The sequence below is a fragment of the Labrys okinawensis genome (genome assembly GCF_047345005.1).
In the GTDB taxonomy this organism is placed as follows: domain Bacteria; phylum Pseudomonadota; class Alphaproteobacteria; order Rhizobiales; family Labraceae; genus Labrys; species Labrys okinawensis.
The window spans coordinates 3,544,269-3,558,847 of the sequence record NZ_CP178864.1 but is presented as its reverse complement, the minus strand read 5'-3'; the positions used below and the strand labels follow the sequence as shown (position 1 = coordinate 3,558,847).

At 62.0% G+C, this 14,579-nt stretch carries 16 protein-coding genes; 7 read left to right on the top strand and 9 right to left on the bottom strand.

Going from position 1 to position 14,579, the window contains the following annotated elements:
- Positions 1–165 precede the first annotated feature (165 nt).
- The 6 genes from ACMDCR_RS16660 to ACMDCR_RS16635 all read right to left on the bottom strand — a co-directional run bounded on the left by ACMDCR_RS16660 (position 166) and on the right by ACMDCR_RS16635 (position 6,806).
- Entirely contained in the window at positions 166–549 is a 384-nt protein-coding gene (locus tag ACMDCR_RS16660) for an SUF system Fe-S cluster assembly protein (RefSeq protein ID WP_413987678.1), read from the bottom strand.
- An 11-nt stretch (positions 550–560) separates the two neighbouring features.
- On the bottom strand, positions 561–1,805 hold the full coding sequence (locus ACMDCR_RS16655) for a cysteine desulfurase (protein WP_413987677.1): 1,245 nt from the start codon (positions 1,803–1,805) through the stop codon (positions 561–563).
- A 56-nt stretch (positions 1,806–1,861) separates the two neighbouring features.
- Complete coding sequence (sufD, locus tag ACMDCR_RS16650; RefSeq protein WP_413987676.1) at positions 1,862–3,184, bottom strand: Fe-S cluster assembly protein SufD; 1,323 nt, start codon at positions 3,182–3,184, stop codon at positions 1,862–1,864.
- 2 nt (positions 3,185–3,186) lie between these two features.
- Positions 3,187–3,933, bottom strand: a complete 747-nt coding sequence (sufC, locus tag ACMDCR_RS16645; RefSeq protein WP_413987675.1) for a Fe-S cluster assembly ATPase SufC — start codon at positions 3,931–3,933, stop codon at positions 3,187–3,189.
- Between the two features lie 74 nt (positions 3,934–4,007).
- Complete coding sequence (gene sufB / locus ACMDCR_RS16640) at positions 4,008–5,480, bottom strand: Fe-S cluster assembly protein SufB (RefSeq protein ID WP_413987674.1); 1,473 nt, start codon at positions 5,478–5,480, stop codon at positions 4,008–4,010.
- Positions 5,481–5,633: 153 nt separating this feature from the next.
- The gene (locus ACMDCR_RS16635) at positions 5,634–6,806 is read right to left on the bottom strand and encodes a cysteine desulfurase family protein (protein ID WP_413987673.1); all 1,173 of its coding nucleotides are present in this window, start codon (positions 6,804–6,806) and stop codon (positions 5,634–5,636) included.
- 260 nt (positions 6,807–7,066) lie between these two features.
- On the opposite strand from ACMDCR_RS16635, the gene ACMDCR_RS16630 reads away from it, so the two are divergent.
- Positions 7,067–7,726 (top strand): alpha/beta hydrolase, encoded by a 660-nt coding sequence (locus ACMDCR_RS16630; RefSeq protein ID WP_413987672.1) that lies wholly within the window; start codon positions 7,067–7,069, stop codon positions 7,724–7,726.
- Between the two features lie 64 nt (positions 7,727–7,790).
- Complete coding sequence (locus tag ACMDCR_RS16625) at positions 7,791–8,297, top strand: N-acetyltransferase family protein (protein ID WP_413987671.1); 507 nt, start codon at positions 7,791–7,793, stop codon at positions 8,295–8,297.
- Between the two features lie 67 nt (positions 8,298–8,364).
- On the opposite strand, the gene ACMDCR_RS16620 is transcribed toward ACMDCR_RS16625, so the two are convergent.
- A complete protein-coding gene (locus tag ACMDCR_RS16620) occupies positions 8,365–9,150 on the bottom strand; it encodes an IclR family transcriptional regulator (protein ID WP_413987670.1) in 786 nt (261 codons plus the stop codon).
- 135 nt (positions 9,151–9,285) lie between these two features.
- Here ACMDCR_RS16620 and ACMDCR_RS16615 point away from each other — a divergent pair, with 135 nt between their 5' ends.
- From ACMDCR_RS16615 to ACMDCR_RS16595, 5 genes are all read left to right on the top strand, one after another.
- Positions 9,286–10,131: a transporter substrate-binding domain-containing protein gene (locus tag ACMDCR_RS16615; protein WP_413987669.1), complete on the top strand. Its 846-nt coding sequence runs from the start codon at positions 9,286–9,288 to the stop codon at positions 10,129–10,131.
- A gap of 88 nt (positions 10,132–10,219) precedes the next feature.
- Positions 10,220–10,879, top strand: a complete 660-nt coding sequence (locus ACMDCR_RS16610) for an amino acid ABC transporter permease (RefSeq protein WP_413987668.1) — start codon at positions 10,220–10,222, stop codon at positions 10,877–10,879.
- Between the two features lie 15 nt (positions 10,880–10,894).
- Positions 10,895–11,548: an amino acid ABC transporter permease gene (locus ACMDCR_RS16605; protein WP_413987667.1), complete on the top strand. Its 654-nt coding sequence runs from the start codon at positions 10,895–10,897 to the stop codon at positions 11,546–11,548.
- Between the two features lie 113 nt (positions 11,549–11,661).
- Positions 11,662–12,426: an amino acid ABC transporter ATP-binding protein gene (locus ACMDCR_RS16600; protein WP_413987666.1), complete on the top strand. Its 765-nt coding sequence runs from the start codon at positions 11,662–11,664 to the stop codon at positions 12,424–12,426.
- Between the two features lie 133 nt (positions 12,427–12,559).
- Positions 12,560–12,949 carry a RidA family protein gene (locus ACMDCR_RS16595; RefSeq protein ID WP_413987665.1) on the top strand — a complete coding sequence of 130 codons (390 nt, stop codon included), beginning with the start codon at positions 12,560–12,562 and terminating at the stop codon, positions 12,947–12,949.
- A gap of 15 nt (positions 12,950–12,964) precedes the next feature.
- On the opposite strand, the gene ACMDCR_RS16590 is transcribed toward ACMDCR_RS16595, so the two are convergent.
- Both ACMDCR_RS16590 and ACMDCR_RS16585 read right to left on the bottom strand, forming a co-directional pair.
- Complete coding sequence (locus ACMDCR_RS16590) at positions 12,965–13,750, bottom strand: ABC transporter ATP-binding protein (protein WP_413987664.1); 786 nt, start codon at positions 13,748–13,750, stop codon at positions 12,965–12,967.
- Positions 13,747–14,520, bottom strand: coding sequence for an ABC transporter permease (locus ACMDCR_RS16585; protein ID WP_413993647.1), 774 nt, complete (start codon positions 14,518–14,520; stop codon positions 13,747–13,749). The genes ACMDCR_RS16590 and ACMDCR_RS16585 overlap by 4 nt, the downstream gene beginning before the upstream one ends.
- Positions 14,521–14,579 lie beyond the last annotated feature (59 nt).

Genomic DNA, 14,579 nt, shown 5'->3' with positions numbered 1-14,579 from the left:
CACTCCAACAGCGCCGGGTTCAAGGCCCGACGCTCGGACAACACGAGACGAATATAAGTGCGAATCCGCACAAATGCGAGGGGATCGGCGGGCAGGTCTTCAGAGCTGCCGACAAACGTTACTCCCACGAGAAAGAGGCCGGGTCTAAAGACCCGCTCCCATCACTCACCACATATCCAGCGCCACGCGTGCTTCGTCCGACATGCGGGACTGGTCCCACGGCGGATCGAAGACCATATTGACATGTACTTCCGACACACCCGGCACGGACGACACCGCGTTCTCGACCCATCCCGGCATTTCGCCGGCAACCGGGCAGCCTGGCGCGGTCAGCGTCATGTCGATCGTCACCTTGCGGTCGTCGGCAATCTCAACCCGGTAGATCAGGCCAAGTTCGTAGATATCGGCCGGAATCTCCGGATCGAACACGGTCTTCAGTGCCGCGACGATGCCATCGGTCAGCCGATCGATCTCTTCCGGGGGCAACGCACTCGCCTTGGCGACCGCCGGTTCATTGGGCCGCGCCTCGGCCAGATTTCCGTCGGCCATCAATGCCTCCGTCATGCAAAAAATGTCTGCGCCTTGACGAGCGCTTCCGCCAGCGCGTCCACCTCGTCGAGCGTATTATAGAGCCCAAAGGAGGCACGGCATGTCGATGTCACGCCATATCGCGCCAAAAGCGGCTGAGCGCAATGTGTACCCGCTCGCACTGCAATACCATAGCGGTCGAGCACTGTCGCGACATCATGCGCGTGGGCATTCTTCAACTCGAAGGACACGATACCGCCCTTGCCGGGCGCCGTGCCGAAGATTCGGATCGAGTTGAGCCTGGAGAGCCGCTCCTGCGCATAATCCAGCAGCTTTTGCTCATGCGCACGGATATTTTCCCGCCCGAGCGCCATCATATATTCGAGCGCCGCGCCGAGCCCGATAGCCTGAACGATCGGCGGCGTGCCGGCTTCGAAGCGATGTGGCGGCGCGGCATAGGTGATGGCGTCTTCGGTGACCTCGCCGATCATCTCGCCGCCGCCATTGAAGGGCGGCATCCGCTCCAGCCATTCCTTCTTGCCGTAGAGCACGCCGATCCCGGTCGGCCCATAGACCTTATGGCCGGTGAAAGCATAGAAATCGACGTCGAGATCCTGGACGTCGACATCGAGATGTACCGCACCCTGGCTGCCATCGGCGAGCACGGGAATGCCGCGGGCATGGGCAATCGCCACAATCTCCTTGAGTGGCGTCACCGTACCGAGGACATTGGACATGTGAGTGATGGCAACGATCTTGGTGCGCGGCGTCAGCAATTTCTCGAAGGCTTCGAGATCGAAGGAACCGTCATCGCGCACCGGCGCCCATTTCAGCACGGCGCCGGCGCGCTCGCGATGGAAATGCCAGGGCACCACATTGGAATGATGCTCCATGATGGAGAGGACGATCTCGTCCTCCTCGCCGATCTCGAGCAGGCGGCCCATCGAGGCAGCCACGAGGTTGAGCGACTCGGTGGCCGAGCGCGAGAAGATGACCTGTTCGGTCGATGCCGCATTGATGAATTTGCGTACACTCTCGCGGCCGGCCTCGTAGGCTTCGGTCGCCGCATTGGCAAGATAGTGCAAACCCCTGTGAACATTGGCATATTCATGCGTATAGGCATGCATCATGCGATCGAGAACCGCCTGCGGCTTCTGGGCCGAGGCGCCGTTGTCGAGATAGACGAGCGGCTTGCCATAGACCTTCAGGGCCAGCGCCGGGAAATCGGCCCGGACCCTGGCGAGATCATAGGGAATGGCGGCAACGGGCTTGTTCACAATACAATTCCTTCCATGCACACTGACGCCCACTCCGAGGAGGGAGCGTCAGCGCATCACACGCGGCGGGTAAGCCACGCCTCTGTAAGGGCGCTCAACTTCTCCCGCAGCGCTTCATTCTCGACCGTCTCAATCGCCTCGCCGACGAAAGCCTGCACCAGGATCGCTTCGGCCTCGGCCTGGGGGATACCACGGGCCTTGCAATAGAACAGAAGGTCCTCGTCGAGCGCGCCGCAGGTCGCCCCATGGGCGCATTGCACATCGTCGGCGAAAATTTCGAGCTCCGGCTTGGCATTGGCCTCGGCAGTTTCGGAGAGCAGCAGGGAGCGGCTCATCATGCGACCGTCCGTCTTCTGGGCGCCATGGCGAACCACGATCTTGCCCTGGAACACTGAACGCGCTTCGCCGTCGATCACCGCATTGAACAGTTCGCGGCTCTCGCCCCCCAATGCCAGATGGTCGACTACAAGCGTGGTGTCGGCATGTCGGGTACCGGCGAGCAACGTCGCCCCGCTGAGCAGGGCCTTGGCATTATCGCCCGTGTAGGTGAGGAAGAGCTGGTTGCGCGACACGGACGCGCCGCCTTCCAAAGCAAAGCTCTGAAACCGGGCGTTTCTGCCGAGCGTGATGAGTAACGAGGAAAGGTGTTGCGCCTCAAGCCCTTGCGCCTGGAAGCTAAGGCGGTGCAGCTCCGCACCATCACAGACCTTCACCGCCAGTGCGGCATTAGTCTGATGCGCCACGCCGTCCGGCCCCTCATAGCTGTCGATCAGCGTCAGCCGGGCGCCGGCCCCCAGAACGACCAGAGAACGGGTGAACGTCGCCTGCGCCGCGGTGGCGCTGTGGCGCGTTTCGATGGCTACCGGCTTCGCGATCGCCACGCCAGGATCGACCGTAACGACCACGCCGTCGCTCATGAAGGCGGTGTTAAGATCGAGCACGGCATTGTCGGGCGCGCTGGCGCCGAGCTCGGCGACCAAGGTCGCATCGGCAGAAACCAGCGTCTCGGCCAGCGAGGCCACATGCAGGCCAGCCGGCAACTCCGAAACATTCGAGAGCGAAGGCGAATAGGCACCGTCGACGATGACGAGGCGGACATGGTCGATGCCAGCGAGAAAGGCTTCCGCCTTCCCGTCGGCCGAAGGCAGGTCCTTGGGGCCGGTGGAAACCGGATTGGCGTCGCGCATCAGGGCGCGCAGATCCGTATATTTGAAGTCCTCGACGCGGCGATGCGGCAGGCCGCTCGCGCGGAAATTGGCAATGGCGTTCTCGCGCAGGCTGCGCACGCCGGCCTCGCCCGGCAGCACCTGTCGCAGGCCGCCATAGGCTTCGTCCAGCGCCGTCTCCGCCGGAGTCTTGACTGGGATGACGTTGGCCATGGTTACGCCGCTTCCTCGTAATCGCGATAGCCATTGGCTTCGAGCTCGAGCGCCAGTTCCTTGCCGCCGGACTTCACGATGCGGCCCTTGGAAAGCACATGCACGCTGTCGGGCACGATATGCTCGAGCAGGCGCTGGTAGTGGGTGATGACGATAAAGGAGCGCTTGGGCGAGCGCAGATCGTTCACGCCCTCGGCGACGATACGCAGCGCGTCGATGTCGAGGCCGGAATCAGTTTCGTCGAGCACGGCAAGGCTCGGCTGCAGCAGGGACATCTGCAGGATCTCCATGCGCTTCTTCTCGCCGCCGGAGAAGCCGACGTTAAAGGCACGGCGCAGCATTTCCCGTGGGATCCTCAGATCATCCGCCGCCTTGTTCACGCGCTTGATGAACTCCGGCGTCGACAATTCACCCTCGCCGCGCGCCTTGCGCTGGGCATTGAGCGAGGCCTTGAGGAATGTCATGGTGGCGACACCTGGGATCTCCAGGGGGTACTGGAAGGCCAGGAATACGCCGCGGGCAGCGCGCTCCTCCACCGGCACCTCCAGAATGTTCTCGCCATCGAGCAGGATCTCGCCCTCGGTGACTTCGTAATCGTCCTTGCCGGCTAGAATATAGGAGAGGGTCGACTTGCCGGAGCCGTTAGGGCCCATGATGGCCGCGACCTCGCCGTCGGCCACCTTGAGGCTGAGCCCCTGAAGGATCGGCTTGCCGTCGATCTCGGCATGAAGGTTCTTGATTTCGAGCATTTCTATCGGTCCTGAATATGGTGGCACTGGAATCGCGGAGATCCCGGCGCTGAATTTCTTGGGAGGGTGCCGGATCAGCCGACGCTACCCTCCAGGCTGATGGAGATGAGTTTCTGCGCCTCGACCGCGAACTCCATCGGCAAATGCTGCAGCACGTCCTTGACGAAGCCGTTGACGATCAGCGCCGTCGCCTCCTCAGCCGAAAGGCCGCGCTGGAGGCAATAGAACAACTGGTCGTCCGAGATTTTCGAGGTGGTCGCCTCGTGCTCGAATACGGCCGACGAATTCTTCGACTCGATATAGGGCACCGTGTGCGCGCCGCAGTGCTCTCCGATCAGCAACGAGTCGCAATTGGTGAAATTGCGCGCATTGCTTGCCTTGCGGTGGGCCGAGACCAGGCCACGATAGGTGTTGTTGGAACGCCCTGCCGAGATGCCCTTGGAGATGATGCGGCTCTTGGTGTTCTTGCCGAGATGAATCATCTTGGTCCCGCTGTCGACCTGCTGGCGCCCGTTCGACACGGCGATCGAATAGAATTCGCCCTGCGAGCCCTCGCCGCGCAGGATGCAGGATGGGTACTTCCAGGTAATGGCCGACCCGGTCTCAACCTGGGTCCACGAGATCTTCGAGCGGGCGCCGCGGCAATCGCCGCGCTTGGTGACGAAGTTGTAGATGCCACCCTTGCCCTTCGAATCGCCAGGATACCAGTTCTGCACCGTCGAATACTTGATCTCGGCATCATCGAGCGCGACCAGTTCCACCACGGCGGCATGAAGCTGGTTCTCGTCGCGACGCGGCGCCGTGCAGCCTTCAAGATAGGACACATAGGCGCCCTTGTCGGCAATGATCAGCGTACGCTCGAACTGGCCGGTCTTTTCCTCGTTGATGCGGAAATAGGTCGACAGCTCCATCGGGCAGCGTACGCCCGGAGGCACATAGACGAAGGAGCCGTCCGAGAACACGGCCGAATTCAGTGTGGCGAAGAAGTTGTCGGTGGAAGGCACCACGGTGCCTAGATACTTCTTCACAAGATCCGGATGCTCGCGCAGTGCTTCCGAAATCGAGCAGAAGATCACGCCGGCCTTGGCCAATTCCGCCTTGAAGGTAGTGACCACCGAGACGGAGTCGAACACTGCGTCGACGGCAATGCGGTTGGCCGGGGCAATGCCCTCGAGCGCTTCCACCTCCCGGAGGGGGATGCCGAGCTTCTCATAGGTCTTGAGGATCTCGGGGTCGATCTCGTCGAGCGATTTCGGCGCCGCGTTCATCTTGGGCGCGGCGTAGTAATAGAGATCCTGGTAGTCGATCTTCGGGTATTCGACGCGAGCCCAGGTCGGTTCCTGCATGGTCTTCCAGCGGCGATAGGCATCGAGCCGCCATTCCGTCATCCAGACAGGCTCACCCTTCTTGGCCGAGATGTAGCGTACGATCTCCTCGGACAAGCCCTTGGGTGCAAGCTCCATCTCGACATCCGTGACGAAGCCGTACTTGTACTGATCGACGTCGATCGCCCGGACCTGTTCGACGGTTTCCTGAACTGCAGGCATACTAAATTCCAAGAGCAAAACGCGTTTCGACGAAAACCGGTCTTGCTCTAGCCTCCTGTTTTGACGCGATCTGCGATTCTTGCCGTTTCCGTCAAATCGCAAAACGCCTTGGCGCCACCCGAAAGCGGCAAATTGTACAGTCCAGACAAGCGTTTAAGCCGCCCGATGCTGCTTTCTCTCATGTATGTTCTTCCGCAGCCTTGTCCAGACTGCGATGAAAAACTCAATGTCCTGGACTGTGTTTTCGCGCCCCAGCGACACGCGCAACGCGCAGTTCGCGAGTCCAGGGGCCACACCCATGGCCGTCAGCACATGGCTGACCTTGACCTTGCCCGACGAACAGGCTGATCCTGACGAAACGGAAATACCCTCAAGATCCAGCGCGATCAATGCCGTTTCGGCCGGCATCTCCGGCTCGGCGAAGTTGAGCGTGTTGGGCAGGCGCTTTCCGCCCTCGCCGAAAACCGCCAGATCCGGCGAATTCGCGCGCAGGCGCTGCTCCAATTCGTCACGCAAGGCCCGCACATGACCGCCGAAAACGCCGAAGCCATGCTGCGCAGCTTCGGCGGCAGCGCCGAAACCGGTAATGGCGGGCACATTCTCTGTGCCGGCCCGCATGCCCCTCTCCTGCCCCCCGCCGCGGATCAACGGGTGGGGCTGGTGAAGGCTGTCGCTGCCGAGCACGAGCGCGCCGGCACCGAGCGGGCCGCCCATCTTGTGGCTCGAAAGCGTAAGAAGATCAGCGCCGATCTCGTTGATTGAGAAAGAGATCTTTCCGACCGCTTGTGCCGCGTCGCAATGAACGAGGCCCCCTGCCGCATGCACCAGAGCCGCAACCTCCGACATCGGCTGGATCACGCCCGTCTCGTTGTTCGCGAGCATCACGGAAACGAGGCCGTTGACGCCTTCAGCCCGCCAGCGGGCCAGCAATGTCCTCACGGCTTCGAGGTCGATGACGCCATCGGGACTAACGGGCAGAAGCACGGGGGCTTCGCTGGCGTGACCTCCATTCAGGACGCTGGCATGCTCGATGCTGGATACAGCCATGCGCTGAACGACCGGCTTGCCGCCTCGCTGCCAATCGAGATTGAGCGCCATGTTGTTGGCTTCGGTGGCGGAGGCGCAGAACACGACATTCTTCGCCTGCGCGCCGACAAGGGTGGCAACCTGCTGTCGCGCTGCCTCGACACGCTTGCGCGCGGCGCGCCCGTCCCCATGTATGGAGGACGCTGCGCCGCACTGATCCAAGGCCACGACCATCGCGTCACGGGCTTCAGCCCGCAACGGCGTCGTCGCGTTGTGGTCCAGATAGAGGCGCGATCTCATCAAACGTCAAATATCCGTCGTTTAGGCAGTCCATCGATACGGAAAAGCTTGCAAAACGCCCTGCTCTTCGTGCTAAGAAGCGCTACCCGAACGCGGGCTGGGTGTAATGCGTCCTTATCGACGCAGGGACCGGAGCGCGTCGCCCAGGCGACGGTCTCTTTAGAATTATTCTAAAGAACTACTCCTTCTCTCCCCGGCCGTCAAGGCCAGTCGTCGGAGCCGGAGCGCGGGTTCAAGGCACACAAAGAGGCGCTTTATCTATGCCCGAAGTTACGTTCACCGGCCCTGCAGGCCGCATCGAGGGCCGGTTCCAGCCTTCCAAGCAGCGCGGAGCCCCCATCGCCATCGTCCTGCATCCCCATCCTCAGTTCGGCGGGACGATGAACAACAAGATCGTCTACGATCTGTTCTATGCCTTCGTGCAGCGCGGCTTCTCGGCCTTGCGCTTCAATTTCCGTGGTGTCGGCCGCAGCCAGGGTTCGTTTGACCATGGTGCGGGCGAATTGTCGGATGCCGCCTCGGCGCTCGACTGGGTTCAGGCGGTGACGCCGGAAGCCAAGTCCTGCTGGATTGCAGGCGTGTCCTTCGGCGCCTGGATCGGAATGCAGCTCCTGATGCGGCGCCCGGAGATCGAGGGCTTCATATCGGTCGCGCCCCCAGCCAACCGCTTCGACTTCTCCTTCCTCGCCCCCTGCCCCTCCTCGGGCCTGATCGTGCATGGCGACGCCGACCGCGTGGCACCGCTCAAGGATGTCGAGACCCTGGTCTCCAAGCTGAAGACGCAGAAGGGCATCATCATCGAACAGTCGGTGATCTCGGGCGCCAATCACTTCTTCGACAACAAGACGGATGAGCTGATCGCCTCTTGCTCCTCCTATCTCGACAAGCGCCTCGGCCTCAACGAGATCGACGCAGCCTGAGCTTCATCAGCGAGCTTCGTTTCAAGCCCGCCTTCCCGGCGGGCATTTTGCTGGAAGAGCCCCCATGTCCCCGACGATCTGCTCGCTGACCATTCGCCGCGCTGAACCGAAGGATGCCGCCGCCATCTTCGACCTCATTCGGCAGCTCGCCGTCTATGAGAGGCTGCTGCACGAGGTCACCGCCAGCGATGCAGACATCACGGCAACCCTGTTCGACGATCAGCCCCGCGTGTTCTGCGACATCGCCGAGTGGAACGGCGAGACCGCGGGCTTTGCCCTCTGGTTCTACAACTACTCGACCTTCCTCGGCCGCCATGGCCTCTATCTTGAGGACCTCTTTGTCCGCCAGGAATTCCGTGAGCACGGCATCGGCAAAGCGCTGCTGCGACACCTCGCCCAGCGCTGCCTCACCGAAAAGCTCGGCCGCTTCGAATGGTCGGTGCTCGACTGGAACCAGCCCGCCATCGACTTCTACGAGAAGCACGGCGCCATCCTGCGCAAGGAATGGATCGGCTGCAGATTGACCGGCGAAGCGCTGGAGGCGTTGGCGAAAGGGAGTGACAGTCCCTGACCACCACTCCTGGAAACGATATGCTTACCGGATAGGGCAATGGCGATCCGGAGGCCGCCACTTCCATTCACGGCCGGTCCGAAAGGTCGACCCCAGCCGCGACGATCTTGTCGAGCAGTTCACGCTTGCGGCCATCCGCCGTATCGGCCGGCACCACAAGGCAGATCGTGGCAACGGCGACGCCACGCCGGTCGCGGATGGGCGCGGCAAGGCAGGAGGTGAAGCGGTCGGAAAGGCTTGTCGTCATGCAACGCCCGTTGATCCGAGCCTCCGCCACGCCGGCCACGAACTCCTCGGTATCCACCATGCGGCCGTCGGGCAGCCTGTAATCTTCGGCCGGTACGAAAGCGCGAACCTCCGCAGCCGTCATGTGATCGAGCAGGAGCCGGCCTGACGCCGTCCAGGGCAGCGGCACCTCGACGCCGATATCGGTGGTGATACGGAAGAGGCCGGAGCCATCGCTAGAATCTACCACGACATATTTGTGGCCGCGCAGAGCACAGAGCTGCGCCGTCGCACTGGTCTCCGCCGCCAATCTGTCCAACACGGCTCGACAGCGGCGATGCAGCGGATTTGCCTCGGCGTAGGCGCGGCCATAGAGATGCATAGCCTTGCCGAAATAGATATAGCCGTCCTCCCCCACCGGCTCGAGCATCTCCGCCTCGACCAGTCGGTTGACGATGGCATAGAGCGTCGAGCGTGGCGCCCCGATCTTGCGGGCAAGATCGCCGACCTTGGTTGGCTGGCGCAGCCGCAGCAAGGCCTCCAGGACATCGATGACGCGATCGATACCCCGCTGACGCTCCGTCAGCGAGACGGGAGATGGCTTCGACTGACCGACCCGCTCATCCATTCGGCTTCTTCCAATTCGCAACAGCCCCTCTTGACACAAAAACACCTGCCCGTATAGCGTCATGCTGTCCTGCATAAAAGACGACTGTCCGAAATACAAGACAATCGCACGAGCAGGCCTATAGAGGGAAAACAGATGAACCGCTTCATGAAAGTGCTCGTCGCCGGCCTGGGCGCGGCGACGCTCTGCCTGTCCGCAATCAGCGGGGCGCAGGCCGACGGCAAGCTCCAGGAGGTACTGGCGCGTGGTAAGCTCATCGTCGGAACCGGCAGCACCAACCCACCCTGGCACTTCCAGGACGACAAGGGTGAGCTTGTGGGCTTCGACATCGACATCGCCCACATCCTGGCCAAGGGCCTGTTCAACGATCCGAGCAAGGTCGAGTTCGTCACCCAATCCTCGGATGCGCGTATTCCCAACATCACAACCGGCCAGGTCGACATCACCTGCCAGGCGATGACCGTGACAGCGCCGCGTGCCCAGCAGGTGGCCTTCACCATCCCCTATTATCGCGAGGGCGTCGGCCTGCTTCTGCCAAAGGGTGGCAAATATGCCGACTACAATGCGCTGAAGTCGGCAGGTTCCAGTGTCACCGTCGCTGTGCTGCAGAACGTCTACGCCGAGGACATGGTCCACCAGGCCCTGTCGGACGCCAAGGTCGATCAGTATGACAGCTTCGACCTGATGTATCAGGCTCTCAACTCAGGCCGCTCCGACGCCGCGGCGACCGATCTCTCCTCCCTTCGCTGGTTCATGAAAAAGAACCCGGACAAATATGTCGACGCCGGCTATGCCTGGAACCCGCAGACTTATTCCTGCGCCGTCAAGCAGGGCGATGCGGACTGGCTGAACTTCGTCAACACAGCTCTGCGCGAGGCCATGACGGGCGTCGACTTCCCCGACTACAAGAAGTCCTTTGAAACCTGGTTCGGCGTCACCCCGCCTGCTCCGACCCCGGGCTTTCCAACCGAGATGCGCTGATTGCACGGGCAGCGGAGCGCATTCGGGCGCTTCGCTGCCGGCCAATCACGCAACAGCGTGACGGCTGGAGGGGGTGAGGAAGCGGGCCATGGGTTACACGCTGAACTTCTCGGTAGTCTGGGCGAGCTTCGACAAGCTGGTCTGGGGCCTTGCCCTCGGCATCGGCCTTGCCATCGCCTCGGTGGCGCTCGGCGCGGTGATCGGCCTCGTCTGCGGCTTTGCCAGCGTGGGCCCTTCGCCATTGGCGCGCAGGCTGGTGGCCGGCTATGTCGCGATCATCCGCAACACGCCGATCCTGGTGATCGTGCTCATCATCTACTTCGCCCTGCCGCAGGTCGGTATCAGGCTCGACAAGATCCCAAGCTTCATCGCCGCGCTCACGGTCTACTCAGGTGCCTACCTGGCGGAAGTCTTCCGCGCCGGGCTGATCTCGGTGCCCAAGGGCGTGGTCGAGGCAGCGCGGGCCATTGGCCTCACCCGCCTGCAGACCAATGCCTATGTCGTGGCGCCGATCATGGTCCGGAATGCCCTGCCCGCCCTCGGCAGCACCTTCATATCCCTGTTCAAGGACACCTCGATCGCCGCAGCCATTTCCCTGCCGGAACTCACCTATCAGGCCCGCAAGATCAATGTGGAGAGCTTCCGCATCATAGAGACCTGGACGGTGGCGAGCGCCCTCTACATCGCGACCTGCCTGCTTATGGCTGCCGCCCTGCGCGGCCTCGAGCGCCGCTTCCCGAAATTCTGAGCGCGAGGGCCGCCTGTGTCGTCCATTCTCAACGAAATATGGATCGCCCGCTTTCCTCTTTTGCTGGGGGTGGTGAACACGATCGAGATCTCCGCGCTGGCGATCATCCTCGGCACGCTGCTCGGCACGACCGTCGGTCTGGCGCTCGTCTATGGGCCGCTGATCGTCCGTTATCTCTGCCGCATCTATATCGACATCATGCGCGGCACGCCGGTGCTGGTGCTCGTGCTGGCGACCTTCTATATGCCGGCGGTGTTCGGCCTGAAGACTGGCTCCTTCATCGCAGGCATCATCGCCCTCACCCTCTTCTGCGGGTCGCATGTGGCGGAGATCCTGCGCGGCGCCCTGCAGGCTATTCCGCGCGGGCAGACCGAGGCAGGCCGTTCCATTGGCCTCACCTTCCCGCAGACCCTTCTCTATGTGCTGCTGCCCCAGGCGATGCGCTCGATGCTGCCGACCTGGATCAACACAAGCGTGGACTTGGTGAAGGCCTCGACGCTGCTGTCGGTGATCGGCGTTGGCGAACTCTTGCTTAAGACGCAGGAGATCATCGCGCGCAACTCCATGACCATGGAGTTCTACCTGCTGGCCGGCGGCATCTATCTCATCCTCAACTTCGCCATCGAACGTCTCGGCAAAGCCGTCGAGCGCCGCGTCGCATTCCGCTAGAGCGTTTCATCTCCAGATCGAATCACCAAGAGTCGCAAAATGCTTTTGATAACAACGAGTTGTTTTGGAAATCAGTTTTTCCCCGAACGCATTTTGCTTTAGAGGAGACCAACATGCAGCCACTTTTGCAGATCAAGGCGCTTCACAAGCACTTCGGCAAAGTCGAGGTTCTCAAGGGTGTCGATCTCGATGTGCATGAAAAGGAAGTGGTCTCCATCATCGGATCGAGTGGTTCTGGCAAGACGACGCTGCTGCGCTGTGTCAATCTGATGGAGGAGTTCGATGGCGGCGAGGTGCTGCTCGACGGCGAATCGATAGGCTATCGCCTGCAGGGCGGCAGGCGCCATCGCCTTGGCGACCGCGAACTCTCGCGCCAGCGCTCGATGACCGGCATGGTCTTCCAGAATTTCAACCTCTTCCCGCATCTGAGCGCCGCCGGCAATGTCATGCTCGGCCTGCGCAAGGTGAAGGGCCTCGCCAAGGAGGAGGCCCGCTCGATCGCCGAAACCTGGCTCAAGCGGGTTGGGCTTGGCGAACGAATGGACAATTATCCAAGCCAGCTTTCGGGCGGCCAGCAGCAGCGCGTCGCTATCGCCCGTGCTCTGGCGATGAACCCGAAGCTCGTCTTGCTCGACGAAATCACTTCGGCGCTCGATCCCGAACTGGTGCAGGAAGTGCTGAACACCGTGAAGGCCCTGGCGGCTGAGGGAGCGACGCTGCTGCTTGTCACCCACGAGATGCGCTTTGCCCGCGACGTGTCCCACCGTGTCGTCTTCATGGAGAAGGGACTGATCGCCGAGCAGGGGCCACCTTCGGAGATTTTCGGCAATCCCAAGAGCAAGCGCCTGGCAGAATTCCTCGGCAGCGCTCGCCACTAGAGCAAAATGCATTCAGACGGGACCGGATTGCCGTCTTAACGCGTTGGTATCGAATGCATTTTGCGATTCTTGGTGATCCGATTTGAAAGTAAAGCGCTCTAACCCTCTTTCGTGTAGCAAGTGAGAATTTGACATGAGCATCGAACGTTTCGGATCGGCCGGCAGCGGCGCGGGCGGCAAAGCCCTGCCCTTCGTCAAGGCCGTGCGCGCCGGCGACTTCGTCTTCATATCCGGCCAGGTGCCGATGGGCGCGGACGGTGAAATCGTCGAAGGCGGCATTGTCGAGCAGACCCGACTGACCCTCGAAAACGTCAAGGCGGCCCTGGCCACCGCTGGCCTCGATCTCAGCCACGTCGTCAAGGTCACTGCCTGGCTCGCCGATACGCGGGACTTCTGGAGCTTCAATCGCGTCTACACCGAGTATTTCGGAGCCGCGCTACCGGCCCGCTCCTGCGTGAGAGCCGACATGATGGTCGACTGCAAAGTGGAGATCGAGGCGATCGCCTACGCGCCGGCCGCGTGAGGCCAGCCTGTTTGGTCAATGCTCGTTCGCGGCGAGCACCGCCTCCACCCGGATCTCCTCGGTCAGCCGGCGCTTCAGCTCGGAAAATTCCGGCGCCGTCTTCAGCGTGTAGTGACGTGGGTGCGGCAAGTCGACTGGCAGGATCGTCTTGATGCGGCCGGGGCGCGCCGACATCACAACCACGCGCGAGCCGAGGAAGATGGCCTCCTCGATGTCATGCGTCACGAACAGGATGGTCTTGGCCTCGCGCTCCCAGATGCCGAGCAGCAATTCCTGCATCAGGCTTCGCGTCTGGTTGTCGAGCGCGCCGAACGGCTCGTCCAGCAAGAGCATGTCGGGATTGTTGGCGAGCGCGCGCGCGATGGCCGTGCGCTGCTGCATGCCGCCGGAGAGCTGCTTGGGGTAGTGCTGGGCGAAGCTCTGCAGGCCGATGCGCTCTAACCACTGCGCCACCACGGCCCGGCACTCCGTCTCCGCCAGGCCGCTCTCGCGCAAGCCGAAGGCGACGTTCTCGGCTACTGTCAGCCAGGGGAAAAGCGTATAGGACTGGAACACCATGCCGCGGTCCCGTCCCGGGGCCGTCACCGGGCGGCCATTGACGGAGACCTCGCCGATGGTCGGCTTATCGAGGCCGGCCACGATACGCAACAAGGTGGACTTGCCGCAGCCGGAGGGGCCGAGGATGGTGAGGAAATCATTGCGCTCGACAGAAAGGTTGATCGGCTCAAGCGCCTTGACCGACGCACCGCCATTGCGGCCCGCAAAACTGCGCGAGACACCCTTGATGACAACCATGCTCATGCCAGTCTCCAGGCGAAAAGCCGGCGATTGAGCAGCTTGAACACGGTATCGGAAACAAGGCCGATCAGGCCGATGACGATGATGCCGAAGATGATCCGGCCCGTGGCGAGCTTCGACTGGCTGAAGATGATCATATTGCCGATGCCGGACGAAGCTCCGATCAGTTCGGCGACGATGACATAGGTCCAGGCCCAGCCGAGTACCAGTCGCAGCGTCTCGGCAATGTCGGGCGCATTAGCCGGAATGATCACCCGCTTGACGATGCTGGTGTTGCCGGCGCCCAGTGTATAGGCGGCTTCGACCAGGTCACGCCGTGTATTGCCGACGAAAACGGCCACCATCAGGATGATCTGGAAGACCGAGCCGAGAAAGATGACCAGCAGCTTTTCGAGTTCGCCCGTGCCCGCCCATAGGATCAGCAGCGGCAGGAAGGCGGAGGCCGGCAGGTAGCGCGCGAAGGAGACAAAGGGCTCCAGAAGCGCCTCCACCGGCTTCCAGGCACCCATCAGGATGCCAAGCGGCACAGCCACCACGGCGGCGAGCAGAAAACCGCCCACCACGCGCCAGACAGTGATGAGGATATCCAGGAGAAAATTCTCGCGCACCAGCAAGTCCCAGCCATCGGCGAGCATCTTGAGGGGATTGGCGAGGAAGAGCGGCGCGACGTGGCCGCTAAAGGTGAGCCACGCCCAGAAACCCACGAAAAGAACGAAGAACGAAATACCCAGGACGATCCGGAGCAGTGTGCCTATGGGTTCGAGCGGACGCAGCATCGGGATCCTGTGATGGATAGGGCGGGTGACGAACGTGCACGCCTCTCGACGCGTGC